The sequence below is a fragment of the Thalassospira lucentensis genome (assembly GCF_050516545.1).
In the GTDB taxonomy this organism is placed as follows: Bacteria; Pseudomonadota; Alphaproteobacteria; order Rhodospirillales; family Thalassospiraceae; genus Thalassospira; species Thalassospira lucentensis_C.
In genome coordinates, this window is record NZ_CP191544.1 from 333,131 (window position 1) to 359,384 (window position 26,254).

The 26,254-nt window shown below is 51.7% G+C and carries 22 protein-coding genes and 2 tRNA genes; 16 read left to right on the forward strand and 8 right to left on the reverse strand.

Annotated elements, in window-relative coordinates:
• Positions 1-102: 102 nt before the first annotated feature.
• Entirely contained in the window at positions 103-1,239 is a 1,137-nt protein-coding gene (locus ACQ0MK_RS01395; protein ID WP_430474511.1) for a DUF2336 domain-containing protein, read from the forward strand.
• A 145-nt stretch (positions 1,240-1,384) separates the two neighbouring features.
• Here ACQ0MK_RS01395 and ACQ0MK_RS01400 read toward each other — a convergent pair whose 3' ends face one another.
• The 4 genes from ACQ0MK_RS01400 to ACQ0MK_RS01415 form a co-directional block, all read right to left on the reverse strand.
• Positions 1,385-2,776 (reverse strand): TRAP transporter large permease, encoded by a 1,392-nt coding sequence (locus tag ACQ0MK_RS01400; protein ID WP_430474512.1) that lies wholly within the window; start codon positions 2,774-2,776, stop codon positions 1,385-1,387.
• 21 nt (positions 2,777-2,797) lie between these two features.
• The gene (locus ACQ0MK_RS01405) at positions 2,798-3,382 is read right to left on the reverse strand and encodes a TRAP transporter small permease subunit (RefSeq protein ID WP_430474513.1); all 585 of its coding nucleotides are present in this window, start codon (positions 3,380-3,382) and stop codon (positions 2,798-2,800) included.
• A gap of 110 nt (positions 3,383-3,492) precedes the next feature.
• Complete coding sequence (locus ACQ0MK_RS01410) at positions 3,493-4,554, reverse strand: TRAP transporter substrate-binding protein (protein WP_430474514.1); 1,062 nt, start codon at positions 4,552-4,554, stop codon at positions 3,493-3,495.
• Positions 4,555-5,124: 570 nt separating this feature from the next.
• Positions 5,125-5,201: transfer RNA gene (locus ACQ0MK_RS01415), tRNA-Pro, on the reverse strand.
• 392 nt (positions 5,202-5,593) lie between these two features.
• Between ACQ0MK_RS01415 and ACQ0MK_RS01420 the strand changes: the two genes are divergently transcribed.
• Both ACQ0MK_RS01420 and ACQ0MK_RS01425 read left to right on the forward strand, forming a co-directional pair.
• Positions 5,594-6,874: a GGDEF domain-containing protein gene (locus ACQ0MK_RS01420; RefSeq protein WP_430474515.1), complete on the forward strand. Its 1,281-nt coding sequence runs from the start codon at positions 5,594-5,596 to the stop codon at positions 6,872-6,874.
• Between the two features lie 4 nt (positions 6,875-6,878).
• The gene (locus tag ACQ0MK_RS01425) at positions 6,879-7,676 is read left to right on the forward strand and encodes a substrate-binding periplasmic protein (RefSeq protein WP_430474516.1); all 798 of its coding nucleotides are present in this window, start codon (positions 6,879-6,881) and stop codon (positions 7,674-7,676) included.
• 98 nt (positions 7,677-7,774) lie between these two features.
• Here ACQ0MK_RS01425 and ACQ0MK_RS01430 read toward each other — a convergent pair.
• Together ACQ0MK_RS01430 and ACQ0MK_RS01435 are read right to left on the reverse strand one after the other, a co-directional pair.
• Positions 7,775-7,851, reverse strand: a tRNA-Pro gene (locus ACQ0MK_RS01430).
• 133 nt (positions 7,852-7,984) lie between these two features.
• Positions 7,985-9,022 carry a polyprenyl synthetase family protein gene (locus ACQ0MK_RS01435; RefSeq protein WP_430474517.1) on the reverse strand — a complete coding sequence of 346 codons (1,038 nt, stop codon included), beginning with the start codon at positions 9,020-9,022 and terminating at the stop codon, positions 7,985-7,987.
• A 255-nt stretch (positions 9,023-9,277) separates the two neighbouring features.
• Between ACQ0MK_RS01435 and ACQ0MK_RS01440 the strand changes: the two genes are divergently transcribed.
• The 6 genes from ACQ0MK_RS01440 (at position 9,278) to ppdK (ending at position 17,166) form a co-directional block, all read left to right on the forward strand.
• Positions 9,278-9,535 (forward strand): DUF2007 domain-containing protein, encoded by a 258-nt coding sequence (locus ACQ0MK_RS01440; protein WP_430474518.1) that lies wholly within the window; start codon positions 9,278-9,280, stop codon positions 9,533-9,535.
• Between the two features lie 40 nt (positions 9,536-9,575).
• Positions 9,576-10,364 carry a tRNA1(Val) (adenine(37)-N6)-methyltransferase gene (locus ACQ0MK_RS01445; protein WP_430474519.1) on the forward strand — a complete coding sequence of 263 codons (789 nt, stop codon included), beginning with the start codon at positions 9,576-9,578 and terminating at the stop codon, positions 10,362-10,364.
• 75 nt (positions 10,365-10,439) lie between these two features.
• Positions 10,440-10,664 carry a hypothetical protein gene (locus ACQ0MK_RS01450; protein WP_430474520.1) on the forward strand — a complete coding sequence of 75 codons (225 nt, stop codon included), beginning with the start codon at positions 10,440-10,442 and terminating at the stop codon, positions 10,662-10,664.
• Positions 10,665-11,460: 796 nt separating this feature from the next.
• Positions 11,461-12,351, forward strand: coding sequence for a glycine--tRNA ligase subunit alpha (locus ACQ0MK_RS01455; protein ID WP_430474521.1), 891 nt, complete (start codon positions 11,461-11,463; stop codon positions 12,349-12,351).
• A 3-nt stretch (positions 12,352-12,354) separates the two neighbouring features.
• Positions 12,355-14,418: a glycine--tRNA ligase subunit beta gene (gene glyS, locus ACQ0MK_RS01460; protein ID WP_430474522.1), complete on the forward strand. Its 2,064-nt coding sequence runs from the start codon at positions 12,355-12,357 to the stop codon at positions 14,416-14,418.
• A gap of 75 nt (positions 14,419-14,493) precedes the next feature.
• Positions 14,494-17,166 (forward strand): pyruvate, phosphate dikinase, encoded by a 2,673-nt coding sequence (ppdK, locus tag ACQ0MK_RS01465; protein ID WP_430474523.1) that lies wholly within the window; start codon positions 14,494-14,496, stop codon positions 17,164-17,166.
• Between the two features lie 114 nt (positions 17,167-17,280).
• On the opposite strand, the gene ACQ0MK_RS01470 is transcribed toward ppdK, so the two are convergent.
• Positions 17,281-17,955 (reverse strand): hypothetical protein, encoded by a 675-nt coding sequence (locus ACQ0MK_RS01470; protein WP_430474524.1) that lies wholly within the window; start codon positions 17,953-17,955, stop codon positions 17,281-17,283.
• Between the two features lie 139 nt (positions 17,956-18,094).
• On the reverse strand, positions 18,095-19,009 hold the full coding sequence (locus tag ACQ0MK_RS01475) for a YgfZ/GcvT domain-containing protein (RefSeq protein ID WP_430474525.1): 915 nt from the start codon (positions 19,007-19,009) through the stop codon (positions 18,095-18,097).
• 161 nt (positions 19,010-19,170) lie between these two features.
• Here ACQ0MK_RS01475 and ACQ0MK_RS01480 point away from each other — a divergent pair, with 161 nt between their 5' ends.
• The 7 genes from ACQ0MK_RS01480 (at position 19,171) to ACQ0MK_RS01510 (ending at position 26,244) form a co-directional block, all read left to right on the forward strand.
• Positions 19,171-20,199, forward strand: coding sequence for a glycosyltransferase (locus ACQ0MK_RS01480; protein WP_430474526.1), 1,029 nt, complete (start codon positions 19,171-19,173; stop codon positions 20,197-20,199).
• Positions 20,200-20,202: 3 nt separating this feature from the next.
• Positions 20,203-21,174: a glycosyltransferase family 9 protein gene (locus tag ACQ0MK_RS01485; protein WP_430474527.1), complete on the forward strand. Its 972-nt coding sequence runs from the start codon at positions 20,203-20,205 to the stop codon at positions 21,172-21,174.
• 4 nt (positions 21,175-21,178) lie between these two features.
• Positions 21,179-21,931, forward strand: a complete 753-nt coding sequence (locus ACQ0MK_RS01490) for a glycosyltransferase family 2 protein (protein ID WP_430475997.1) — start codon at positions 21,179-21,181, stop codon at positions 21,929-21,931.
• Between the two features lie 24 nt (positions 21,932-21,955).
• Positions 21,956-22,981 (forward strand): glycosyltransferase, encoded by a 1,026-nt coding sequence (locus ACQ0MK_RS01495; protein WP_430474528.1) that lies wholly within the window; start codon positions 21,956-21,958, stop codon positions 22,979-22,981.
• On the forward strand, positions 22,981-24,741 hold the full coding sequence (gene asnB, locus ACQ0MK_RS01500; protein ID WP_430474529.1) for an asparagine synthase (glutamine-hydrolyzing): 1,761 nt from the start codon (positions 22,981-22,983) through the stop codon (positions 24,739-24,741). The genes ACQ0MK_RS01495 and asnB overlap by 1 nt, the downstream gene beginning before the upstream one ends.
• A 30-nt stretch (positions 24,742-24,771) precedes the next feature.
• Positions 24,772-25,149 (forward strand): YkvA family protein, encoded by a 378-nt coding sequence (locus ACQ0MK_RS01505; RefSeq protein WP_430474530.1) that lies wholly within the window; start codon positions 24,772-24,774, stop codon positions 25,147-25,149.
• Positions 25,150-25,245: 96 nt separating this feature from the next.
• A complete protein-coding gene (locus ACQ0MK_RS01510; RefSeq protein ID WP_430474531.1) occupies positions 25,246-26,244 on the forward strand; it encodes an MDR family oxidoreductase in 999 nt (332 codons plus the stop codon).
• The last annotated feature ends 10 nt before the right edge of the window (positions 26,245-26,254 follow it).

The following is a 26,254-nucleotide window of genomic DNA, read 5'->3' on the forward strand; positions in this document are numbered from 1 at the left end:
TGTGCCCCATTTGGGGAAAATATGATTGTCGATTTAACGCCACAAGTATAGTCTGGGTGTGTGAATTGGCAGCCATTTGATAAGCGTGCCAGGAGATATCTATTGCCACGTATCACCAAAGACGATCTGACCAAGCTGGTTCAGGACCCTTCCGGGCAAAATCGCGCTGAGACAGCCGATAAGATCAGCCGTGAATTTACCACGGAAACGCTTTCGGATAGCGAACGTGTTCTGGCTGAAGATATCTTCCGTCTGATGATCCGCGATGCCGAGGTCCGCGTGCGCAAGGCGCTTGCAAAGAACCTTGCGCAGACGCCGCTGGTTCCGCACGATGTGGCGGCAACTCTTGCCCGCGATGTGGACGAAGTGGCACTTCCGGTTCTTGAATTTTCCGAGGTCCTTAATGACGATGACCTCGTTGATATCATTGGTGACAATACCGACAGTGTCGAAAAGCAGCGTGCCATTGCGTCGCGCGCCCATGTGTCGGAAATTGTGTCGGCCACCCTGGTTGATATCGGCCATGAAGATGTGATGGTTGATCTGATGTCCAACCAAGGGGCAGAGATCAGTGAAATTACGCTTCAGAAAGTCGTTAGTGATTTTGGCGACAATGAACGCATCCAGAAACCGATGATTGAACGCAATCATTTGCCGATCACGATTGCAGAACGGCTGGTGACATTGGTATCGGATCGCATGCGTGCGCAATTGATTTCCCGCGGACATATCCCCGAAGGCATCGTCAATGCCGTCATGACCCAGTCGCAGGAAAGCGCGACCATCGGGCTTCTTGGCGACGGGGTTGAAGATCGCGATGTCGAGTTGCTGGTGGAACATCTTCATACCAATAACCGATTGACCAGTGGTTTGATCCTTCGGGCATTGTGCATGGGCGATGTGTCGTTCTTTGAAGCTGCCTTGGCAAAGCGTGCCGGTGTGTCCTTGATCAATACCCGCATTCTTATTCATGACAGCGGACCGTTTGGTCTTGAGGCGATCTATAATAAGGCGGATTTGCCAGAACATTTCTTCCCCGGTGTGCGTGCAGCGATCGAAGTCGCCCGCGAAACCAGTTTTGACGGCGGGGAAAAAGATAAAGAACGGTATTCACGCCGCATGATCGAGCGGGTTCTGACCCAGTATGGCGATCTTGGTGTCGAATTTGATTCTGATGATGTCGACTATCTGATGGGTCGCATGTTGCAATTGCCCAGTGAACGGGCGTTGCATCCCTAAAATCGATACGTCTGAAAACATTTAAACCGCCCGATCTTTGATCCGGGCGGTTTAAATGTTTTGGGTGGGTGGGCGATGCGTGCAGGTCGATCACAAAAAGGCGCTGTTTTTTTCAAACAGCGCCTTTTTGCAAAATCAGATCGTCCTATTCAAGCAGCGTATTTGGCATCCACAAAGCGATCTCTGGGAAATACATCACCAAGATCAACCCGACGACCTGCAGGAGAACAAAGGGAATGATGCCTTTGTATATCTGCTGGATCGAGATCGATTTTGGCGCGACGCCTTTAAGATAGAATAGGGCAAAGCCAAAGGGCGGAGTTAAGAAGCTTGTTTGCAAGTTAACTGCCACAAGGACTGCGAACCAGGTCAGGATCTGTGCTTCTGATGCCTGAATGCCACCGATATCAAGGTGATGACCAAAATCAAGCTGGGCAATGACCGGTGCAAAGATCGGAAGAACGATCAGGGTGATCTCAACCCAGTCAAAGAAGAAGCCAAGGACAAAGATGATCACCATCAGAAGAAGCAGAACGCCCCATGATCCAAGACCGGCACCTTCGACCAGATCAATGACCAGATCATCACCGCCAAGCGAACGGAAGACATAGGAAAACACCGTTGCACCTGCAAACAGGAAGAACAGCATCGCACCTGTCAGGGCTGAACGTTCGCAAACGTCCTTAAGGACCGGCCATTTCAAGCGACCTTTAACCAGTGCAAGGAATGTTGAACCAACCGCACCAACGCCAGCGGCTTCGGTCGGGGTGGCAAAACCGGCAAAGATCGAACCAAGGACAAGAACAATCAGGAAGACTGGCGGGACGAAGCTACGAAACATCATCTTGACCAGATCCATACCGTGTACGGCTTCGCCTTCTGGAAGGGGCGGGGCCAGTGACGGGTTTATTTGGCAACGAACAAAGATGTAAACTGTGTACAAGCTGGCCAGAAGAAGACCGGGCATAACTGCCGCCAAGAACAGGTTGCCAACCGAAACCGACAGAAGGTCGGACATCAGAACCAGCATGATTGATGGCGGAATCAGGATGCCAAGTGTCCCTGATGCAGCAATTGTCCCGGTTGCAAGGGACGGATCATAGTTACGGCGCAGCATGACCGGAAGGGCCAGAAGCGTCATCATAACGACCGATGCCCCAATGATCCCGGTGGTGGCGGCCATAATCGTTCCCATCAGGGTAACAGACAGGGCCAAACCGCCAGGAACCTTGCGCAGCAGCATGTTCAGACATTCCAGAAGGTCTTCTGCAACGCCACTTTTTTCAAGCATCGTTCCCATGTAAATGAACATCGGAACAGCAACCATCACCATGTTTTCGGAGATGCCGCCCCAGATGCGTGAAACGATATTGAAGAATTCAATGAAAGAGAAAACGTCATAGGCCATGCCAAGGAAGCCAAAGGCGATCCCGATGCCTGAAATGACGAATGCGACTGGAAGCCCCGTAAAGACAAGAAAGCCTAAAGAGGCAAACATGAACAGCGGAAACCAGTCTTCGATATAGAAGTTATCCATTTGGATTTATCCCCGTTCCGCTCAGTCTTCGAGCTTGGCAACGTCGCCAAGGTCTGCGTGGTGAGTGCCGACATAGTACCCGGCACGTTTGCGCAGGTTTGTCGGGCCAAAGACAAAGACGTAGCATTTCAGGAAAATTGAAAGCCCCGCCATGGCGAGAAGGCCAAAGCCAATGGGAATGGTTGATTTGATGATCCAGCGATGGGTCAAGCCGGTTGTCGCGGCAGAAACTTCGTTGTTGTCATAGGACCGAACGACAAAATCAAAACCAAAATAGATCACCAGTGCACAGAACGGTAAAGCACACAGAATGCCGCCGATCATTTCAACGATGGCACGCGTGCGCGGACGTAGCTGATCACGGATGAGTTCAATGCGAACATGGGAATCGCGAACATATGCATATCCAAAGCACAGCATGAACAGGCCGGTATGAAGGTGCCATTCAAGCTCCTGGAGCTTGATCGAACCCTGACCACCAAACTTGCGCTGGATTACGTCATAGATGATGACAAACATCAAAGGAATGGCAAGTAAGGATGCCAGCTTCCCCACGCGCGTAACAACATTGTCAATGCCGTCACTAATTTTTAGTAGCGCTTCCATAGAAGGTCTCCCGGGTCTTTCTTTCGCGGTCAAGGCCGGGGCACTTGGCACCCGGCCTTGCCGAGACTTGTTCTTATCGACCGCCTTGGCAGTCGTTCAGACCTGTTGGATTAGTCGAGATAACCGATGTCTTTCCAGATTTTGTAGTTCGCACGGAACTCCTGGAGACTTGCATAGGCATCCTTGAAAGCAGCATCTTCACTCGAAAGTTCGTCTGCTACCTCTTCCCATGCTCCGCGCATTACGTCGAGCATTTCAGGCGACCATTTTTTGATGTTCACGCCTTTTTCCCGAAGTTCTTTCAGGGCCGCGAACTGGATTGCTTCACCTTCGGCAAAACCATATGCGAGATTGTCATTACAGACAGACTCGATCTGGGCGCGTTGGGTATCGGAAAGGGCATCCCATTTTTCTTTGTTCATCATCAGGTCGAACAGGGTCGACTGCTGATGCCAACCCGGGAAGTAGTAGTATTTGGCAACCTGATGGAAGCCAAGTTTCAGATCAATCGCCGGCATGGAGAATTCGGTTGCATCAATTGTGCCCAGCTCAAGTGCTGGATAGATGTCGCCGCCCGCAAGAAGCTGGGTCGAAACGCCAAGCTTTTCCATAACCTTTGCGCCAAGACCGAAGAAGCGCATTTTCAGGCCTTTAAGGTCTTCAGGCGAGTTGATTTCTTTGGAGAACCAGCCAGAAGCTTCTGGTGCGATCAGGCCACAGAACAACGACTTGATGCCATGGTCAGCATAGAGTTTGTCAAAGATTTCCTGACCGCCGCCGAATTTAACCCAAGCAAGATATTCACCTGCCTGCGGGCCAAACGGAACAGCACCGAACAACTGCAGTGCCGGAACTTTCCCAGCCCAGTAACCCGGGGTGGAGAAAGCGGCATCAATCGAGCCGGTCGAAACAGCATCAAAAACTTCGAGTGCCGGTACAAGTGCACCTGGCTCATAGAATTTGATGTTGATGTTGCCACCGGAAACCTGGTCGATTTTTTCATCGACGCGCTTACCAAGGGTGCCAAGCTGGGTCAGGCTACCTGGATAGGTGGAGCCCATTTTCCAGCGAACACGTTCCTGAGCATCTGCATCAGACGGTGCAGCCGTAAAAGCGGCCGCAGCAAGAACTGCGACACAGGTTGCCGATTTAAGCATTTTAGAAAAAGTCATTCGTCTTCCTCCCTAAGAAGTCCGAAATTGGTAATACCACGTGAGGCCGACTACCGCCTTTTGCTTTTATTATTGGGGCGGTTTTCTCCCCGAACTTTATGTTGCGGGGCGAAGCATAAGCGTATTTCGCAAGTATGGGCAAGTTTGTTTCGCCATCCACGCAAGAAAATATCTTTCGTGTCGGGCGAAAAATAACTTGCATAACTACTCAAAAGTAGGATTTGCGCACGGGAATGCGTATTTTTCCGGGGCTTAATGCCGACATTGTTATTATCCTACAAAGACACGGTAAATTGGCGCGATCACCGAATTTTATGTGGTGGGACCGCGATTCCACATCCGGAATCGTGGGTTCCCCCATCCTTTTGAGAATGTAACGTTTCAGGATGCTAGATCGAGGGATTGAAAATCAGCACGCGGATTTGCAGGTGCAATATAAGACCTACTACTTGATGGGCTCCGTCGTCTCGGCATTTTGTTGCCGAGGGACAGGGTAGGTGCTTGGTAAGGGGCATTCATTATCGTCGAAACGAAAACGGGCGGCCTTTCAGTGAAAGACCGCCCGACTGATGGTCGGAGCGAGAGGATTCGAACCTCCGACCCCTGCCTCCCGAAGACAGTGCTCTACCAGGCTGAGCTACGCTCCGTCAGTGGCGGGAGGTTTAGCTCTTCTTACGGCAGGGATCAAGCATAATTAGGGTGTTTCGCGGGAAAAATTTGTCCGGTTGTGAGCCTGTCGACCGGGCTGTGCGAAGGTTAAAGGGTCATCGCTTGCGGGCTGAGTAATACCAAATAAAGGCACGGGAAAGACACCGCTAAACGGTTACCAGTTTCAAGGGGGTGTCAGCGCTCGTGATATCCAAAAACAGACTTTTAGAAAACGACACCTAGCGCATTCGCGACAAGCCGCTTAACATCAACAAAAGATGAACCAGAGCCCGGTTATCCTGAGCGATCCCAATGATCAGTTGGCCCGAACAGTTCTGAGAATGGATAAGATAGCTCTAATTATGAAGTTTATCGGGAAGTGTTGACTTGAATGGTTACCAATTTTCTGCGTCCGAACAATCTATCCCAAAAAGTGTTGCGTGTGATTTTCTCCATCTATTTGGGGGTGTCGTGTTTGGTCACAAGCCTGCAGTTCCTGACCGAATATGTGAAAACACAAGGCTCAATCGTAAGCGAATTGGAGCAATTAGAACAAACAGTTAACGCTCCTATCGCGACGAGTTTGTGGCAGTACAATCAAAAGCAACTTGATGCGTTGGTGACCGGGCTTCTCAAAATGCCGATCATCGTCGGTGTCGATATTTTTGATAAGAACGGCGAAAGTATTGTTTCTAAAAGGTCCTATGGTGAAAAGTCCGCCCCCTTGTCCCTTTTCGATAAGAAATCAGACCTAAATTGGCTGCTAAATGAGCAGGAAATAACATTAGGGTCGCTCACACTTTATTCATCGTCGGAAGTCGTTTTGGATCGCGTCTTGTTTGGCTTTGCCTTGATCGCGATCACCGCAATCATAAAGCTAACGGTTCTCTTCTGGTTGTTTGTCTGGGCCTTTGACCGTTTTCTTGCAACGCCGTTGAAAAATTTGATGTCGCAAGTCGATGAAGTTCAGCACAGCCAAAATTTCAGCAAGCGGATCAATCTTTCCATTACCGAGAATAATGAAGTCAGCAAACTTCAGGACCATATGAACAATATGCTTTCTGCCATGGAGGCCGGCCATAAGCAGCTATTGGAAGATGAGCAAGCCAAGCGAAACTGGCTTGAAGAAGCGGTTGCAAAGCGCACTGAAGAACTGCAGATTTTGAATGAGAAGCTTAAAGATCTTGCGGCGAACGATTCTTTGACCGGGGCACTGAATCGCGGAAATTTCTTTGAAACAGCGCAGAATTTACTCCGAAATTCGCAAGAGCAAAGATCGCCTGCTTCCTTCATTTTGATGGATCTAGATCACTTTAAAACGGTCAACGATACGCATGGTCATTTTGTCGGTGACAAGGTTCTCATGCATTTTGCCCATACGGTTCAAAGCTTTCTGCGGGAAGAGGACATCCTCGGAAGGCTGGGTGGGGAGGAGTTTGCAATATTTCTTCCCGATACGGGAATTGAGGATGCCGGTCATCTTGCCGATAAATTACGACAGGCCATTACCAAGGCAAGTTTGGATGTTGACGGTAAGACAATTACTTACACCGTCAGTTTCGGGGTTACCGCATCCGAGGCAAAAGACAATTCAATCGACGCATTGTTCAAACGTGCTGATTTGAAGCTTTATGGGGCCAAGGATAAAGGTCGCGACCGCGTTGAAAGGTAAGAAAATGCATCGTCTGTTTGTCTTCCTGATCCTTGCTACGATGATTGGTTTGCCTCGTCCCGGACAGGCAGCAACCTTGAAGGTTTGTTATGATCAATGGGCCCCGATGACGATATTCCCGTCTGATGGGGTGCCTGAACGCGGCGTTGTCATTGATATGGTCAACCAAATATACCTCTCTCACGGTTATGAGCTGGAATATTACGAAGTCCCGCTGGCACGAGGGCTTTCGATGGTTGCGGACGGGCTTTGCGACATGCTGCCGGAATATGTGTTTTCGGGAACGGCGGAAAAAGGCTTCGTCTATGCCTATGAAAAAACATTTTCCTATATAACGGCCTTTGTGGTCCGGCGAGACGATCCTTGGCTTTATAACGGCATTCAATCGCTGCAAGGTCGGCGCATCGCGACAGGACCGGGCTGGGATTACAGCTCAGCCAGTCTGGCCTATCAAGGCTATATTGATGACCCCAGAAATTCGGACTTCATTGAAGTGATCTCTGGTTACGATGATGTGGTGGACCGGATATTTACCATGATCAAAGAAAATCGGGTCGATCAATATGCGGATAACGAGCTGGTCCTGCAGTATGTTTTAAATCAGTTGGACCTGAATGAAGACCTTAAGATCATCCGTCCGGGGTTAGAAACCAAACTGGTTGAACGACCGATCTTCTCGACCAAAATTCCTAATGCAGAAAGACAGAAACTTATAAAAATCTGGAATGAGGGACGGGTCGCACTGAGTGGCGCGGCAGAGAAAGCTTTGCTCGATAAATATGGCGTGACGTTTAAAGACTGACGGTCGTTGATCGTGGTTAACTGATTTATCCGGCCATAAACGAAAAACACCCTGGCATTTCTGCCAAGGTGTTTTTCGTTTGATACTTCTATCAATGATGGTCGGAGCGAGAGGATTCGAACCTCCGACCCCTGCCTCCCGAAGACAGTGCTCTACCAGGCTGAGCTACGCTCCGTCATTCTGCGAAGCCGGGTGATAATGGTTTCCGCTAGAGGACGCAAGATTTTTTTGCGTCAAACACCCGTAACCCCGGCATGCGATATTCAGATGGCTTCTGGATCAGGCTTCTTCCAATCCCATCTCGTCCTTTAATAAGGACGGGAAATACAAAACTCGACAGCTTCGATCATGGCATCCTTGATTGCGCCATCTTCAAAGCGGGTCAGGGTTTCAATCGCCATCTGACCATATTCGCGCGCTCGATCCATCGACGCATCAAGCGCGTCATATTTACGGATCAGTGTTTGCGCCCGGTCAAGGTCGCCATCTTCGAAGTTTTGGTCTTCCATGCAACGGCGCCAAAACGCCTTTTCTTCGTCATCGCCCTTGGCGTAGGAAATGATCACCGGCAGGGTGACTTTGCCATCGCGGAAGTCATCACCCACGGTTTTACCAAGAGTGGCCTGGTGGGCGGAATAATCCAGAACGTCGTCAATAAGCTGGAACGCCGTGCCAAGGTAAATGCCATACAGGCGAAGGGCTTCTTCGTCGTCGGTAGAACGTTTGGCAATGACCGCGCCGATCTGCGATGCCGCGCCAAACAGGGCAGCCGTTTTCGCAGTGATCACTTCAAGATAGGATTCTTCGGATGTGCCCATGTCATTGGCGGTCGAAAGTTGCAAAACTTCGCCTTCGGCAATAACGGCAGATGCCTGTGCCAGAATATCCAATACCCGCAGGGATCCGGTTTTGACCATGACAACAAAGGCACGGGCAAACAGGAAATCACCGACCAGAACGCTGGCTTCGTTACCAAACAGGGCATTGGCCGAAGCCTGCCCGCGGCGTAGCTGGCTTTCATCAACCACGTCGTCATGAAGAAGCGTTGCGGTATGAATAAATTCAACGCACGCTGCCAGATCAACAGCATCCGGGCCATCGCCATAGCCGCACAGCCGTGCCGACGCGAGGGTCAGCATCGGACGCATGCGTTTGCCGCCTGCTGCGACAAGATGGGTTGCCAATTGCGGGATCAGAGCGACTTCGCTGTGCATATTGTCGATGATTACCTGATTGACGCGCTTCATATCGCTGTCGACAAGGGTAACCAGAGAATCTAGGCTCGGCTGAGTCTTAGGCTGCGGTGCGGTATTGGTCACGCTGTATTCCGACTTTTTCAATGGCATCTTCGCTGCCTGAATTCGACGAAGATTGCAAATAACACCAGGCGGCCTCAACATAGATAGGCCAAGGCATTGTGGTCAAGTGGACAAATGTCATCATGCCATGCATGAAAATCCTGCCAAAATGCAGTCTAGTCAGCAGGTTTTTAAAAACCATGACGGTAAGCTACTACATTATAGTGCATATATCGGGTCTGGATCACTCTTGCCGGACATATCAAAGGCCAAAGATCACAAAAGTTTTAGGGAAAACGCCATATGATTGAACTCTTTCGCAGCAACGATCCGATCGAACTGAGCTGGGCACAATCGGTTTTGGCCGATGAAGGCATTCTAAGCCACATCTTTGATTACCATGCCAGCATCATCGAAGGATCGATTGGCGCATTACCCCGGCGTTTGATGGTGGGGGGTGAAGAAGAAAGTCGGGCGAAATACGTTCTCGATATTGCCAGACGCGATCTGGATGCGCATAACGCTGCCAAAGATACATCTGATGTGCTGACGCCCGAATAACGCACAGGTCAGCGAAAGAAAGCAAGACCAAGGACGATGAATGGCAAGTGAGATTGCAGCGATTGAAGTGCCCGACTTTCCCGAAGACCGGATCAGTCATGATTTCCTACTGGGTGGTTCGGTAACGCTAAAGCAACCGGTTGATGGCTATCACACGGCCATTGATGCCGTCTTGCTTGCAGCGTCCGTTTCGATCAATTCACACCGCGATGAAAAGATTTTGGATGTTGGTGCCGCTGTTGGATCAGTCGGCTTGTGCGTGGCCAAACGTCTGGAAAATGCCAAGGTTACGGGTGTCGAGCTGCAAGATGATCTTTACGCCCTGTTTTGCCGAAACGTGATGGAAAACGGTTTTGCCGGGCGGGTCACCCCCATCCACGGCGATATCAACAACAGTTCGAAATTGCCACTGGCGGCACACAGCTTTGATCAGGTCATATCAAACCCGCCCTATTATCCAAGCGGCACACGCCCGGTCAATGAAAGCCGGGCACAGGCGCATCAGGAAGGCAGTACGGGGCTCAAAGACTGGATTGGCTTTTGCCTGAAGGTGCTGCGCCATAAAGGGCGGATTACGTTGGTACACCGGGCCGATCATCTGGACCGGATTATTGCCCTTTTGCATGGCCGGGCGGGGGATGTGACTGTTTATCCGATCTGGAGCAAGCAGGATTCAGAAACCCCGTTGCGGGTGATTGTCTCGGCAAGAAAAGGAGTGGCATCACCGCTTAAGATGCGGCGCGGGATTGTTTTAAATGATGCCAACGGGGTCTATTTGCCGCATATCGATGAACTTTTGCGCAATCCATTGCCATTGCCCGGTTTCTAAATGCGTCCAAGTTGAATATAAGTGCGCCTTGGCTGTGGCGAGGGCTGCAAAAATAAACGTGCTTTGGGATCGAACATGCTGAGTTTTTCGAAAATCATCTTTACCGCATTGGTTGTCATTGTCGTATGGCAGGGCTTCAAGCTGTTTAACCGCGCCAAGCAGGTCCCAAAAAATGACCAGCCAAAACAAACCCGCGGTGAGAAAAAAAGCAAAACCGGTTCAGCCCCCCAGGAAATGGAAAAATGCCCCAATTGCGGCGTTTACCATGCCGAAGGCTTCGCGCATCGCTGCGATGGGTAATCACCCCTGTGATTTAGGGTCAGGACCTATTAATTTGATTGGAATGGCAGGCGTTATATTTGTGAAATACAAGGATAAAGCCTGCAGCGCGGGGTAATCCCCCGGGCAAAGGGTTTAACGCAGGAGTTTGCAAATATAACGCCTGTCCTACGGATCACCCGGATTTGTACGGGCTACTTTGTCGCAAAACCTTGAAAGATGCATATCTTCCTGCGGTCTTGCTTCGCGTATCCGCACAAATCCGGGTGACCATTCAAACCAAATTAATAGGTCCTGACCCTAGCATTAATCTGATCGAATACCGTTTACTCACGCGGTGTTCGACTTTGGATCAAGGTTTGCTGATTTTGCTTGGAATTCCGGCATCAATCACCGATGAGTATTGCTGCAATGCGATATGATACGGTTGACGGGGATACAAGGGTTGCAAATTCAACGCGTCTCAGGGCTTTTGCCTTCTTGACCGCGAGGGGGCAGGGCGGTAGCTTGCCGCTCCAGAGCATGGTGCGTTAAATCTGCTTCACTTTGTTTGTTTCTGGCGTGTCGTCTGGCAAGGCACAGCGCGCAGGACGATGCGGGGCATCGTTCAAGCGGTGTAACGTTGCGAGACGCCGCCAAAAACAAACCCTGCGGGCCGGGACATCCTTCCGCCCCGCAGCGTCAATGTCCTTGACCGTAGCGCCGCTACGCTTTACGGACATTTCCTTGCCGGGCAAAAGGATGTCTCCGGCAAAGTGGATCAGATTTAACGCTCCATGCTCTAGTTCATAGACAACAGTAATAGAGAGTTCGCGCCATGGCGCTCGACGGGTCGCAACGTCCCCCTTCATTCCAGGAAATCATTCTTCGACTGCAAAGCTATTGGGCCGATCAGGGTTGTGTAATCCTGCAGCCTTATGACTTGGAAGTCGGTGCCGGTACGTTCCATACAGCGACAACCTTGCGGGCACTCGGCCCGGAAAGCTGGAATGCAGCCTATGTTCAGCCTTCTCGTCGTCCGACCGATGGTCGTTATGGTGAAAACCCGAACCGCTTGCAGCACTATTACCAGTTTCAGGTTCTGCTGAAACCGTCGCCAAGCAACTCTCAGGAGCTGTATCTTGGGTCGTTACGTCATTTGGGCATTGATCCGCTGGCCCATGACATCCGCTTTGTCGAGGATGACTGGGAAAGCCCGACCCTTGGTGCATGGGGCCTTGGCTGGGAAGTGTGGCTTGATGGCATGGAAGTCACCCAGTTTACTTATTTCCAGCAGGTTGGTGGCTTTGAATGTAACCCGGTTCCGGTCGAGCTGACCTATGGTCTGGAACGATTGGCGATGTATATTCAGGGTGTCGAAAACGTCTATGACCTTGATTATAATGGTCAGGGTGTAAGTTATGGCGATGTGTTCCTGCAAAACGAAGTGGAACAGTCGACCTATAACTTTGAAGTCGCGAACACAGATATGCTGTTCTCGCACTTTAAAGATGCGCAGGCAGAATGTGCGGTCAATATTGAACGCGGTTTGGCCCTTCCGGCATATGAGCAGGCCATGAAAGCCAGCCATATCTTTAACCTTCTTGATGCGCGCGGCGTGATTTCTGTCACTGAACGTGCGGCCTATATCGGTCGTGTTCGTGACATGTCGAAATCCTGCTGCGAGGCGTGGCTGCGGTCGCGTGGCCATCTGAAAGAGGAGGCATAAGTCATGGCCGAATTGCTGCTTGAACTGTTTTCCGAAGAAATCCCGGCCCGTATGCAGGCCCGTGCATCTGCTGATCTGTCCAAACTGATCACGGATGGTCTTAAGGCCGCTGACCTTGCGTTTGACAAGGTCGAAGCATTGGTGACCCCGCGTCGCCTGACCCTGATTATTGATGGCCTGCCTGAAAAGCAGCCGGACCTGCGCGAAGAACGCCGCGGTCCGCGCGCCGATGCACCTGAAAAGGCAATCAACGGCTTTTTGACCGGCAATGGCGTCACCCTTGATCAGTGCGAAAAGCGCGAAATGCCAAAAGGCACCTTCCTGTTTGCGATTGTCGAACAAAAAGGCCGTGCGGCATCAGAAGTCATCAAGGAAATCGTCGAAGACGCGATGGCCAAATTGCCGTGGCCGAAATCAATGCGTTGGGGAACCGAAAAAGTCCGCTGGGTGCGTCAGCTTGACCGCATTCTGTGCCTGTTTGATGGCACGGTGATTCCGGTTTCCTATGGTCCGGTCACCGCCGGAAACACCACCAGCGGTCATCGTTTCCTGGCACCTGCTGAATTCAGTGTCGCCAATGGTGCCCAATACAAGGAAAAACTGCGCGCTGCCAAGGTCATGATTGATCGGGAAGAGCGCAAGCAGGTTATCCTTGATGGGGCAAAAAAGCTGGCTGCGGCCGAAGGGTTCGAACTTCTTGAAGATAACGGCCTTCTTGAAGAAGTTTGTGGTCTGGTTGAATGGCCTGTGCCGGTTATGGGCAAGGTCGATGACCTGTTCATGGACATCCCGCGCGAAGTTCTTGAAACCTCGATGCGTGAACATCAGAAATATTTTGTGGTTGAAGACAAAAGCGGCAAGCTTGCTGCGCGCTTCATCACAATTTCGAACATGGAAACGGCGGATAATAACGCCAAAATCATCGCCGGGAACGAACGCGTTTTGCGCGCACGCCTGCATGATGCCAAGTTCTTCTGGGATCAGGATCGGAAAGTGACGCTGCAATCGCGTTTGCCTAAACTTGATACGATTGTCTTCCATGCCAAGCTGGGATCGCTTGCAGAGCGTGTGCTGCGCCTTCGCGGTCTTGCACGTGAATTATCAGCAGATATCCCGAATTGTGATGTCAAACTGGCCGATCGCGCTGCAGAAATCGGCAAAGCCGATCTGGTGTCGCAGATGGTGTTTGAATTCACCGAACTTCAGGGGCTGATGGGGAAATATTACGCCGAAAATGATGGCGAAGTCCCGGAAGTCGCCAATGCCATTGCCGAGCATTATGCACCGGCTGGTCCGTCGGATATGTGCCCGACGGCACCTGTGTCGGTTGCAGTCGCCTTGGCAGAGAAGCTTGATACCCTTGCCGGGTTCTTTACCATCGATGAAAAGCCAACCGGGTCAAAAGACCCGTTTGCGCTGCGTCGTGCGGCTTTGGGGGTCATCCGTCTGGTTTTGGAAAATGGTTTGCGGGTAAAGCTTCGGCGCATCTTCGCATTTGCCGTTTCCCAATACCCGGCAACCATTCGTCGTGACGAGGCAGTCGAAGACCTTCTGGCCTTCTTTGCCGACCGTCTGAAAGTCCATCTGCGTGAACAGGGTGTGCGCCATGATCTGGTGTCGGCTGTGTTTGCATTGGATGGCGAAGACGATCTTGTCCGCCTGCTGGCCCGTGTTGATGCGCTTTCCGATTTTGTTTCGGGCGAAAGCGGCGTCAACCTTATGGCTGGCTACAAGCGTGCATCGAACATCCTGCGCATCGAAGAGAAGAAGGACGACACGTCCTTTGACGCGGACGTTTCCGCGGATCTTCTGAGTGAGGATGAAGAACGCAAGCTGTATGAGGCGCTCATTGATGTCCGGCATAAGGCCTTGCCACTTTTACGGGGTGAGGATTATGCCGCGGCGATGACCGAATTTGCGCGGTTGCGTGAACCGGTTGATGCATTCTTTGAAAAGGTCACGGTGAATAGTGACAAGGCAGACGAACGTGCCAACCGGCTTAAGCTGCTGGCGCAAATTCGCACTGCTTTGCATGACATTGCGGACTTTTCAAAGATCGAGTCATAAAATAGGTCAAGGTTGCGGGGCTTTCCCCATCCGGGGAGGCCCATAAGGGCCTTGACCAGATGAGGAAAAGGCAAGATGACCAAATGGGTGTACGGTTTCGGTGGCGGTAGCGCCGAAGGCCGTTCGGATATGCGCGAACTTTTGGGCGGCAAGGGTGCGAACCTTGCCGAGATGAGCAATCTCGGACTTCCCGTTCCGCCCGGATTTACCCTTACAACCGAAGTCTGCACGGCGTTTTATGACAACGACCGTGCTTACCCGGATGGTCTGAACTCCGAAGTCGAAAAGGCGCTGGCAGCTGTTGAAAAGCTGGTCGGGCGCAAATTTGGCGATGCCAAAGATCCGCTTTTGGTGTCTGTTCGTTCCGGTGCGCGGGCATCCATGCCCGGCATGATGGACACGGTTCTTAATCTTGGCCTGAATGACGAAACAGTCGAAGCCTTGGCAACCGTTTCAGGTGATCGCCGGTTTGCCTATGACAGCTACCGCCGTTTCATTCAGATGTATGGCGATGTGGTGCTTGGGGTTGAGCATTATCATTTCGAAGAAATCCTTGAGATTCACAAGGAAGACAAGGGCTATTCCCTTGATACCGAAATGGATGCCGATGACTGGGCGCAAATCGTTCAGGGCTTTAAGAAAAAAGTCCAAAGCGAACTTGATGCACCTTTCCCGCAAGATCCGCGTGAACAGCTTTGGGGTGCGATCGGTGCCGTATTTGGCAGCTGGATGAATGCACGTGCCAATACCTACCGTCGTTTGCACAGCATCCCGGCAAGCTGGGGTACGGCTGTAAACGTGCAGGCGATGGTCTTTGGCAATATGGGCGATGACTGTGCGACGGGTGTCTGTTTCTCGCGCAATCCATCAACCGGCGAAGATCGTTTTTACGGCGAATATCTGATCAACGCACAGGGCGAAGACGTTGTTGCGGGCATCCGCACACCGGCACCGCTGACCAAAATCGAACGTGAAGAATCCGGATCAGACCTGACCTCGATGGAAGAAGCTTTGCCAAAAGTCTTTGGCGAGCTTTGTGAAATCCGCGATCGGCTTGAATCCCATTACCGCGATATGCAGGACATGGAATTCACCGTTGAATCGGGCAAGCTTTATATGCTTCAGACCCGTGCGGGCAAACGGACCGCCAAGGCCGCCTTGCGCATTGCTGTTGAGATGTGCCGCGATGGCGTGATTTCACAGGAAGATGCCCTGCGCCGTGTTGATCCGGCACAGCTTGATCAATTGCTGCACCCGACCCTTGATCCCGATGCCGCCCGCAAGGTTGTTGGTATGGGACTTCCGGCATCCCCCGGTGCGGCATCCGGCCAGATCGTGTTTTCAGCCGAATCAGCGGAAGAATGGGCCAGTAATAAAGGCCGCAAAGTCATTCTGGTGCGTATTGAAACCAGCCCCGAAGATATTGCCGGCATGCATGCGGCTGAAGGTATCCTGACGTCACGCGGTGGCATGACCAGTCATGCGGCGGTGGTAGCCCGCGGTATGGGAACGCCATGCGTTTGCGGTGCCGGTCAGGTCAAGATCGATTACGCCAACAAAACCATGATTTCCGGTGGTGTGACCTTAAAAGAAGGCGACGTCATCACCCTTGATGGCAGCACCGGTGAAGTCATGCTGGGCGAAGTCGCGACCCTTAAGCCTGATCTGTCAGGTGATTTTTCGCAGTTGATGGAATGGGCCGATGCTGTGCGTCGCCTTAAAGTCCGGACCAATGCGGAAACCCCGGATGATGCGGCAACCGCACGCGGCTTTGGCGCAGAAGGCATTGGTCTTTGCCGGACCGAACATATGTTCTTTGATCCGGCACGGATCATCTCCATGCGCGAAATGATTCTGGCCGAGACCGAGCAGGGTCGTCGGACGGCCCTTGATAAACTTCTGCCCTATCAGCGTCAGGACTTTATTGACCTGTTCCGCATCATGAAGGGGCTTCCGGTTACCATCCGTCTTCTGGATCCGCCGTTGCATGAATTCCTGCCACACGGTGATGCCGAAATTGCCGAAGTCGCCAAGGCTGCCGGTGTGTCCGAGGTGATTGTCAAACGTCGCCTGCTTGACCTTGCCGAAGCCAACCCGATGCTGGGGCATCGTGGATGTCGTCTTGGCATCAGCTATCCTGAAATCTATGAAATGCAGGCGCGTGCGATCTTTGAAGCCGGGATTGAAGTTTCAAAGGATGGCGGTGATCCGGTCATTCCGGAAATCATGATCCCGTTGATTGTCGGCAAGAAGGAACTTGAAATCCTGAAAGCTGCGATCATTAAGGTTGCTTCGGATGTTGAGGCCGAAAAGTCAGCCAAACTGAGTTTCCTTGTTGGCACCATGATCGAATTGCCACGTGCTGCATTGCGGGCAGGGGACATTGCCGAAGAAGCCGAATTCTTCAGCTTTGGCACCAACGATTTGACCCAGACGACTTTTGGTTTGTCACGCGATGATGCGTCGCGCTTCCTTGATACATATATCTCCAAGGATATTTTTGCAGGCGATCCGTTCGTGTCGCTTGATCAGGAAGGGGTTGGCGAGCTGGTTAGTATTGCTGCCGAACGTGGCCGTGCAACGCGCAGTGATATCAAACTTGGTATCTGTGGGGAGCATGGCGGTGATCCGGCATCCATCGCGTTCTGCGAGGCGCAAGGGTTGGATTATGTGTCCTGTTCGCCGTACCGCGTGCCGATTGCCCGTCTGGCAGCGGCTCAGGCGGCTTTGAACCGTAAGCAGCTTTGAGCCACGAATAAATCAGCCCTGAGCCAAGAATAGGTCCGGCACAACACCCGTTGCCACGCGCAACGTTGCATTGATCTAAAAATTATCAGACGGCGGCAGGGGAACTTGCCGTCGTTATTTTTTGACGTTTTGCGATGATGGGTCGGCGCGGTGGGCAAGATGTTTCATGATCAACATGCCGCCGACAGAAAGACCGAGCAGGAGTAAAATGATCCCGCCAATTTTGAATATCTTTTCGTAAAGAACGGCTGTGTGGAACTCTTCTTCCTGCAAGTCGGTCAGATGGGTCAAGACTGCATGAAGATGTGCCCGGTAGCTTTCATCGGGCTTCAATGTGCTTTCATAGCGCACCGCACGAAGGAGCATGTTCAGGCGCTCCACCGCGTCGAAATAGTTTTCTTCTGTCATGCGGGCTTGCGCGATGGTTGGGTTAAGGGCGGCGGTTTCATTCGGGCCGAGAAAATGACCCGGATAATTTTTTAAATCCGACCATTCATTTTCAAGGCAATCACGGACATTGGTTACAATCGCGCCGCAGGGAACAATTTTCCCGGAATAGAATCGCAACAATGTGCCCAAGGCCATTTGTTTGACCTGATTGCCTTTGCGATTATAGGCCTGCGTGATTGTCGCAAGTTCCTTGTTGGCATCTGCAATCGACATGTCTGCAACTGGCGTGTCGCTTAAGCCGGTTGGCCTTTGTTGGGCGGATGCATTGTTTGATAATGAGCCCGCCAATAGGGCAACAACCATTACGACCAGATAGGGTGCGGCATTGCGCAGTTTCATTGCAGGTTCCTGTTCTCTTCTTTCCATAACATAGGGGCTAACTACCCTTTCGAACAGGTGTCAATGTGAAACGAGCCCCAAATCGGGACTCGTTTCATGATGCGATTCTTCGTGGAATGTAAATTTGGGAACGCTGCCCTTAAGCTGCGGTCGCAGGTAAACTGACCCAGTCGGGTACGACAACGGTGATTTTGGCATCGCCCGCCCGTAAATCGGCATCGTCACTGATGCGTTCCAACCGGATAAGGGCAAGGCCATGATCACCGTGAATGGATCGAATGATACCCGCTTCCTTGTCGCCATTCATGATGGCGGTTCCGGCTTCCGGTGCGCTGCCATCGATTTTGATCGGCAACAGGCGTTTGCGGACAAGACCGCGATATTTGGTGCGCGCGGTCAGTTCCTGTCCCATATAGCACCCCTTCTTGAAATCAACGCCGCCCAGTTCTTCAAAGCCGTTTTCAAGCAGGATGGATTTTTCAATTTCAAGTTCTTCGCTGCCGTTTGGCAGGCCAAGTGAAACGCGCAGCTGATGATAGGCTTCAACGTCGCTTTCGCTCGCCCCGATCGCGGCCATTTCAGCCAAGCTGTTTTTAGGCAGTAAAACACGCGCCCCGATGGCCGATAAACGTGGATCAACCGCCTTGATGCCTTCGGCAAGATGTCCGGTTGTGCCCGGTGCTACGTCAAGCGACAGTGTGCTCAGTGCATCCTCGCCAAAGACGGCAATGACATCATAACTTTCGGTCACATCGGTAAGTTCGACTTTGGCACGGAGCTTGTACATCCGAAGTTTTTTGAAAAGTTCAGCAGCCCGTTCGCCATTTTCGCCGCGTTCGCATTCGATCAGAAGACTGTCTTCATCCTGTTGGTAGACAAAGAAATCAAACAGGAATTTTCCCTGTGGGGTCAGAAGCGCACCATAGCCGGATTTATCGGCGGTGATGGTTTCGATGTTGTTTGATACCAACCCTTGCAAAAAGCTGACGCGGTCCGGTCCGCTCACACGGATCACCGCACGGTCGGGCAGCAGGGTGTAAAAAGTCTTACTCATAATTTTGTGGGCCCCGGTCTGTCGGATTCATTTGAGCGGAATGTGGGGCAAATGCATAAATTTCGCAAGGGGTCTCTCAAGGTCCAAAGTCCAATCTATATGTAAGAAAACCCTTCATAAAACGCCTGCGAACAGATAGAACCAAACTTATGAAAATCTTGATGCTTGATCATTCTATCGGCTTCGATCCCAAGGATCGCGAAGCCCGCCCGCTGGGAACCTGCCAACGCGCATTCATTTCGTTGGCTGAGTCCCTTGTTGCCCGTGGTCACAAGGTTGAAGCTCGCCGTAATGGTGGCATCGACAAGGACATGCACGGTGTAGCATGGCGACAGCTTGATGCTGAATTGCCGCCATTTGGTGGCGATGCGGCCAATACCGTGATTGTCTGGCGCGACCCGGAATTGTTGAAACATCCATCGATGCCCGATGGCGCAACGACAATTCTATGGTTCGATGGGGATCCTGAACGTCTGAATGCCGATGATGTACGTCTTGTCCTTCAGGAAAAGAAAGTACAGGTCGTCTTCACCGATGATGGTCAGGCCAAGGGATTTGACGCCGATCTGGTTAAAAAGCCGATTGTGGTCAAGCCGGGGGCAACAGGATCCTTTACCATGGCTTCCAACATGCATTGGGCATTTGAATCGCGTGATGAAGTTGCGGTAACAGTTGCCAATACCGCGACCGGAATTGCCCAGATTGTCCGTATTTGGGAAGCGTACGTCGCGCCAAAGGCACCCAATGCCAAGCTTGAAGTTTATGCCCATGACCTGTTCATGGCACTTGCCGGTGAAAATGATCAGGTGTCTGACGATATTGTTGATCTGGTGCGTTCGGCCATCGACAAGGGTGTGCGGGTTCTTCATCCGATGCCAGAAGCTGATATGGCCGAAACGGTCGCCAATGCGCGTGCCTTCCTGCATCACGGCAAATACGGAACGGACCATGTCGGGCAATGGATTGTTGATGCCCTTGGCGCGGCAACACCGGTTGTGTCCTATGGCGGGATCGCCAAGAACCGCGTTGAAGATGGCAAGACAGGCTATATCGTTCCTGACGAGGCCGCATTTGGCAATATCACCAGTCAGCTTTTGACCGACCGGGCTTTCTTTGCCACGCAGTCCGAAGCCGCACGCAATGATCGTCGCGAATGGATCCACGTTGCTGGTGAACTGGAGAAACTTTAAACCGTGCGCCTTTTGTTCATCACGTCAAACCGGTTGGGGGATGCCGTCCTGTCGACATCGGTTCTGCGCCATTATGTCGAGACCTATCCGGGGATACGCGTAACGGTGGCATGTGGACCGGTAGCTGCACCAATCTTTCAAGCCGTGCCGAACCTTGAACGCATCATAGAGATGCCCAAACAAAAGCGTGGCGGGCATTGGTGGAAGCTTTGGAAGTCGGTGGTCTTTAACTGGTGGGACATCATCGTCGACCTGCGCGGAAGTGCGACGGCCTATGTGTTGCCGGGGTGGAAGCGTGTTGTTCTGTCGGGGAATGATGACAGTGTTCATCGGGTCGATCAGCTTGGACAGGTAATAGGTGTCACGCCGCCACCATACCCAAAGGTCTGGATCAATAAGAAAAATCGGGAACGGGCCGATCTGATTTTGCCTGCGAGAGACAAGCAGCTTTTGATCGTCGGGCCCACTTCAAACTGGGTTGGAAAAACCTGGCATCCTGAACGGTTTGTCGAGACGATTTCCCAACTGACAGAAAAGGGCGCAGTTTTTGACGATGCACATGTTTTGCTAGTTGGGGCGCCTAATGAGCGTGAGATGGCCGAAAACATACTACAGTCACTTCCAGAAGACCGCAGATCAGAAATATTTGGAAGCGAGAGCCTTTTAACGGTTATGGCCTGCCTTGAGCGGGCTGACCTTTATCTTGGTAATGACTCAGGACTGATGCATATGGCAGCTGCATCAGGATGCCCAACGCTTGGGCTGTTTGGGCCATCACGCGACGAGCATTATCGACCATATTCGCGGTGGGGGCGGGCTGTTCGAACTGACTGGTCTTTTGACAAGATCATGGAAAACCGTGAGAGCCGTTTTTCTAAAGAAAACCTGATGGAAACCTTACCTGTTGTCAAAGTCGTCGAAGCTGCGACAGAGCTGGTTACCAGTTACCGCCTGCAGGAAAAAAATCATGACTGAACCCATGCCACGTATCTCCGTTGTTCTTTGCGCCCATAACGAGGAAGCGCGTTTGGCGGCGTGCCTTGAAAAGGTAAGTTTCGCAGATGAAATCGTCGTCGTTTGTGATAAGTGCACAGATCGTACTGAAGAGATCGCAAAAGAATTTGGCGCAAAAACGGTTGTCGGCAGTTGGGATATAGAAGGCCATCGTCGCAATAAAGGGATTGAAGAAGCAACCGGTGAATGGATATTTGAACTGGATGCGGATGAGCACATTAATGAGGCGCTTGCAGCCTCTATCCGAGAAGCTGTAAATAGTGGCACCTATGACAGATATTTGATCCCTGTGGATAACTATGTCGGTGAACGGCTGGTGCGTTATGGATGGGGTGCTTCGTTCGGGACGTCCGCTGTTTGGCGACTGTTTCGTAAAGGTTGCAAAGTATGGGGCCCACAGCGCGTTCACCCAGCAGTTAAGATGACGGGACGTCAGGGGCCCAAGCTTGATGGTGCCTTGGTACATTTCGTTGACCGGAACATCTCTGACATGATCCGCAGGCTGGACAGCTATTCCAGCGCACGCGCGGCCGATTTACGCGAAAGCGGAAAGATCGGCACGTTTGCACATAACTTTCGCCGTATCTTTTCTCGCTTTTGGCGCTGCTTTGTCTCACGCAAAGGATACAAAGAAGGGGGGATGGGCTTTTTGATTGCTTTGTTAGCCGCTTTGTTCCCGATGCTTTCCTATTTGAAAGCGCGTTACGATGATGAGTGACGCTGTCCGAACGGGAAATGATCGATGACCATGTTGCTGCAAACCATGGCCGGAAGTCCGTTTGGCGGTGCTGAGGAGTTCTTTGTGCGTCTGGCTTGCGGGTTTCAGCGTGCTGGAATGGATCAGCATTGCGTTGTTCGCCCGAATGAAGGTCGAAATCCTGTTCTTGCGGCAAATGGTGTGTCGTTTGATGAGTTACCCTTTGGGGGACGTCTTGATCTTCGAACCCCGTGGGGATTGCGTCAGCAGATCAAAAAGCACAAACCACGCATTGTTCTAAGCTGGATGAACCGGGCCAGCCGTATGACCCCGTCGGGTGATTTCACCAAAGTTGCCCGGCTGGGTGGGTATTACAAACTTAAAAACTTTCGTGATTGCGACCATTTGATCGGCAATACACGTGATATTTGCGATTATCTGGTGCGCGAAGGTTGGGCTGCCGATAAGACGCATTACTTGCCGAACTTTGTTGATGCCAATCGCGGAAGCCCGATTGATCGATCAGAATTCAATACCCCCAACGATGCGCCCTTGATCCTTGGTCTTGGCCGGTTGCATGAAAATAAGGGGTTTGACACCCTGATCCGTGCATTGGTTGATGTGCCTGGTGCATATCTTTGGATCGCCGGTGCCGGGGGTTTGAAAGACGATCTTTTGAAATTGTCGGGTGAATGCGGGGTTGCGGACCGGGTCCGGTTGCTTGGTTGGCGTCGTGACGTTGCCGATCTGTTTGCGACCTGCGATGTGTTTTGTGCTTCTTCGCGCCATGAGCCACTGGGCAATATGGTGATCGAGGCTTGGGCGCAGGGAAAACCTGTTGTGGCACAGGCAAGCCAAGGACCGGTTCAATTGATTGAGCAAGGTGAAAACGGATTGTTATCAGCACTGGAAGATGTTTCTGCGCTGGCATCTGATTTGCGGACAGTTCTTGACGACAAAGCGCTTTCAGACACATTGTCGGCAAACGGGCATACAACGTTCGAGGCGAATTTTACCGAGAACGTTGTGGTTGCCAAATACAAGGCTTTCTTTGACGAGGTTGCGCGTTAATGTGCGGAATTGCCGGTTACATCGCCAAGGACAAGCAAACCCTTGATCCCGAAATTCTGGATCGTCTGCGCGATGCGCTTGGTCATCGGGGCCCGGACGGGGATGGGCGTTATGTCAAAGGTCCGGTTGGTTTCATTCAGACCCGGCTGGCGATTATTGATCTCGATACAGGGGATCAGCCACTTTACCATGAAAACGGCAGTGCCCTGATCGCCAATGGCGAAATCTATAATTATATCGAACTGCGCAACAGTCTGTGCGAAGCCAGTTTTAAAACCATGTCAGACAGCGAAACCGCATTAAGGCTGTATGCGCGGAGCAATATTGACGGGTTTGATCAGCTGCGCGGCATGTATGCCTTTGCCATTCATGACGTGATTGAAAATCAGGTTGTGCTGTGCCGTGATCCGTTCGGGATCAAGCAGCTTTATTATGTCGAAACCCCGGAATTCTTTGCCTTTGCATCCGAAGCACAGGCGTTGGTGGCCGCCGGCCTTGTTGGCCGTGAAGTCCGCGACGACGCCCGTTCCGAACTGCTGCAGGTTCAATTCACAACCGGCAGCGACATGATTTTTGATGGTATCAAGCGGTTGCTTCCGGGCGAGACCATTGTTTTGAAAAACGGACGGATCATTGATCGCCGTCGTCGTCAGGTCTTGAGCGATGCCGGTGTTGTTGGCAACAACCTTGAAAGCGCGTTGGCGGACTGGGATCGTGTGTTTGAAGAATCTGTGCGTCTTCATCAGCGATCTGATGTTGATTATGCCATGTTTCTTTCAGGTGGGGTCGATAGTGCATCCCTTCTGGGCATGATGGATCGGTTGAACGAACGTCCGGTGACCGCTTATACCGCTGCGTTTGAAGCATCAAGTGTGCATGACGAACGCGAGATTGCCCGCGAAGTGGCCAAGGCGTGTAACGCAAATCACGTTGAAATCATGTTTTCCGAACGTGATTTCTGGACCTTGTTGCCCGAAGTTGCGGCAAAGATGGATGACCCGGTTGCCGATTACGCCATCCTTCCGACCTATAAATTGGCCGCCGAAGCGGCACGTGATTTTAAAGTCGTTTTGTGCGGCGAAGGTGGGGATGAGCTATTTGGTGGATACGGGCGTTATCGGTCCGTGATGCGGCCATTGTTGCTTGGCGGGCGTGTCATGCGATCCAAAGGAACATTTGATAAGATTGACGTCCTGCGCCCCAATATCCTTGAAGGATGGCGTGACGGGATTGCGGCATCGGAAAGCCGTGAAAATCGCGGAAAACGGTCCCGCCTTGCAGTTGCCCAGGCGGTAGATTGTTCGGACTGGCTTCCCAATGATCTTCTGATCAAGCTTGACCGGATGTTGATGGCTCACGGGCTTGAGGGGCGAACACCGTTCCTTGATCCGAAAGTCGCAGAATTTGCCTATCAGTTGCCCGATCGTCTTAAAGTTCGCAAAGGTGTTGGCAAGTTCTTGCTGCGCAGTTGGTTGGAACGCTGTCTTCCGATGGCGCAACCATTTGCCAAAAAACGTGGCTTTACGGTTCCTGTCGGTGAATGGATTGCCGGGCAGGGTAAGCGCCTTGGCCCGTTGGTTGCCAATCAGGCAGGTATTCTTGAAATAGCCGAACCCGCACAAGTTGAAAAACTGTTTAATACGGTCGGTAAAAGAGAAGGGGCGGCATGCTGGCATCTGCTGTTTTATGCGCTTTGGCATCAGACCAATGTTCTAGGTCACGCGCCAGCAGAAGACGTTTTTGAAACGCTGGCTTCGTAGAGATAGAAGATAACCAACGATGAGGGCGGTATGGCTAAATCAGCCTGGATGATTGTTCCAAATCTGCTGCGAACGTTGCTGCGCAGTGATGTTGCGTTGAAATCCAAACTCTTGCTGTTTGCCGGTCTGATTTATCTGATCAGTCCGGTTGATCTATTACCGGATGTTCTTGTCGGTATCGGGTGGTTAGATGATCTTTTAATCGTGCCGCTTTTGGGATGGCTTTCTTATCGGAGTTTGCCATCTTCTGTTCAGGAAGACGTGGTTCCGAACGACGCGACAGCGGGTAAACAGTCGCGGCGAATTTATTTTTATCTTGGCATTCTTGTTGTTGCCGTGATCGGGATTGTGTTGCTGGGTGGCATTGATGGGAATGTGGTTCCGGAAAACCAGCCGTTGGGTAACTAGGTCTCAGTAGCCTTACTTTGACCAAGTCTGGATTTGACGGACCTACGGGTGCGCCGTAGTCTTGATCTATAATCTGCATAGATCGGGAGGAAGATCATGAATGAAGCATTCCGCGCACTGGTGTTAAACCAGAAAGATAAAAACGTTACTGCGCGTTTCGAAGATTTGACCGTTGATGACCTTCCTGAAGGTGACGTTCTTGTCCGGGTGAAATGGTCAACGCTGAATTATAAAGATGGCATGATCCTGAATGGTCTTGGGCGTCTTGTTCGGACTTACCCCCATGTGCCCGGTGTCGATTTTTCTGGTGAAGTTATCTCGTCAAATGATGACCGTTATAAACCCGGTGATGATGTTGTTCTGACCGGATGGCGGGTTGGTGAAGCCCATTGGGGCGGATATGGCCAACTGGCCCGTGTGAAGGCAGATTGGCTTGTGCCTTTGCCAGACGGGCTTGATGCTGCGCAGGCCATGGCGATCGGTACGGCCGGTTTTACATCCATGCTCGCCGTGATGGCGTTGGAAGAACAGGGTGTGTCCCCTGATCAGGATGGCGAGGTCCTTGTTACCGGTGCTGCAGGCGGCGTTGGGTCGGTTGCGGTTTCTATTTTATCGGCGCGTGGTTACCGGGTTGCGGCGTCAACCGGGCGCGAAGAAACCCATGCCTATTTGCGCGAACTTGGGGCGAGTTCAATCATTGATCGGAATGAGTTGACCGATACAAGTAAACCGCTTTTGGCAGAACGCTGGGTCGGGGCGATTGATAGTGTCGGCAGCACAACACTTGCCCATGTTCTGTCGGAAATGAAATATCACGGGGTTGTATCTGCCTGTGGGCTAGCGGGTGGTCCCGACTTACCCGGAACAGTTATTCCGTTCCTGTTGCGCGGTGTGCGCCTCATTGGCATTGATTCGGTCATGTGTCCTTATGAAACCCGCGTTCGGGCGTGGCAGCGCCTTGCCAAAGAACTCCCGAAAGAGCATCTGAGTGCCGCGACGACAAAGGTTGCCTTGGGTGATATTTTGCCTTGGGGTGAAAAAATCCTCAAAGGGCAGGTTAAAGGCCGCCTTTTGATTGATGTGCAGGATTGCTAGCATCCCTGAA

Coding starts and splice junctions, on each gene's coding strand:
- ACQ0MK_RS01505 (WP_430474530.1), top strand. CDS start 24,772: ATGGCTAAATCAGCCTGGATGATTGTTCCAAATCTGCTGCGAACGTTG.
- ACQ0MK_RS01475 (WP_430474525.1), bottom strand. CDS start 19,009: ATGAGTAAGACTTTTTACACCCTGCTGCCCGACCGTGCGGTGATCCGT.
- ACQ0MK_RS01445 (WP_430474519.1), top strand. CDS start 9,576: ATGGCAAGTGAGATTGCAGCGATTGAAGTGCCCGACTTTCCCGAAGAC.
- ACQ0MK_RS01490 (WP_430475997.1), top strand. CDS start 21,179: ATGCCACGTATCTCCGTTGTTCTTTGCGCCCATAACGAGGAAGCGCGT.
- ppdK (WP_430474523.1), top strand. CDS start 14,494: ATGACCAAATGGGTGTACGGTTTCGGTGGCGGTAGCGCCGAAGGCCGT.
- ACQ0MK_RS01405 (WP_430474513.1), bottom strand. CDS start 3,382: ATGGAAGCGCTACTAAAAATTAGTGACGGCATTGACAATGTTGTTACG.
- ACQ0MK_RS01425 (WP_430474516.1), top strand. CDS start 6,879: ATGCATCGTCTGTTTGTCTTCCTGATCCTTGCTACGATGATTGGTTTG.
- ACQ0MK_RS01450 (WP_430474520.1), top strand. CDS start 10,440: ATGCTGAGTTTTTCGAAAATCATCTTTACCGCATTGGTTGTCATTGTC.
- ACQ0MK_RS01400 (WP_430474512.1), bottom strand. CDS start 2,776: ATGGATAACTTCTATATCGAAGACTGGTTTCCGCTGTTCATGTTTGCC.
- ACQ0MK_RS01495 (WP_430474528.1), top strand. CDS start 21,956: ATGACCATGTTGCTGCAAACCATGGCCGGAAGTCCGTTTGGCGGTGCT.
- ACQ0MK_RS01470 (WP_430474524.1), bottom strand. CDS start 17,955: ATGAAACTGCGCAATGCCGCACCCTATCTGGTCGTAATGGTTGTTGCC.
- ACQ0MK_RS01480 (WP_430474526.1), top strand. CDS start 19,171: ATGCTTGATCATTCTATCGGCTTCGATCCCAAGGATCGCGAAGCCCGC.
- ACQ0MK_RS01410 (WP_430474514.1), bottom strand. CDS start 4,554: ATGACTTTTTCTAAAATGCTTAAATCGGCAACCTGTGTCGCAGTTCTT.
- glyS (WP_430474522.1), top strand. CDS start 12,355: ATGGCCGAATTGCTGCTTGAACTGTTTTCCGAAGAAATCCCGGCCCGT.
- ACQ0MK_RS01435 (WP_430474517.1), bottom strand. CDS start 9,022: ATGCCATTGAAAAAGTCGGAATACAGCGTGACCAATACCGCACCGCAG.
- ACQ0MK_RS01510 (WP_430474531.1), top strand. CDS start 25,246: ATGAATGAAGCATTCCGCGCACTGGTGTTAAACCAGAAAGATAAAAAC.
- ACQ0MK_RS01420 (WP_430474515.1), top strand. CDS start 5,594: ATGGTTACCAATTTTCTGCGTCCGAACAATCTATCCCAAAAAGTGTTG.
- ACQ0MK_RS01440 (WP_430474518.1), top strand. CDS start 9,278: ATGATTGAACTCTTTCGCAGCAACGATCCGATCGAACTGAGCTGGGCA.
- ACQ0MK_RS01455 (WP_430474521.1), top strand. CDS start 11,461: ATGGCGCTCGACGGGTCGCAACGTCCCCCTTCATTCCAGGAAATCATT.
- asnB (WP_430474529.1), top strand. CDS start 22,981: ATGTGCGGAATTGCCGGTTACATCGCCAAGGACAAGCAAACCCTTGAT.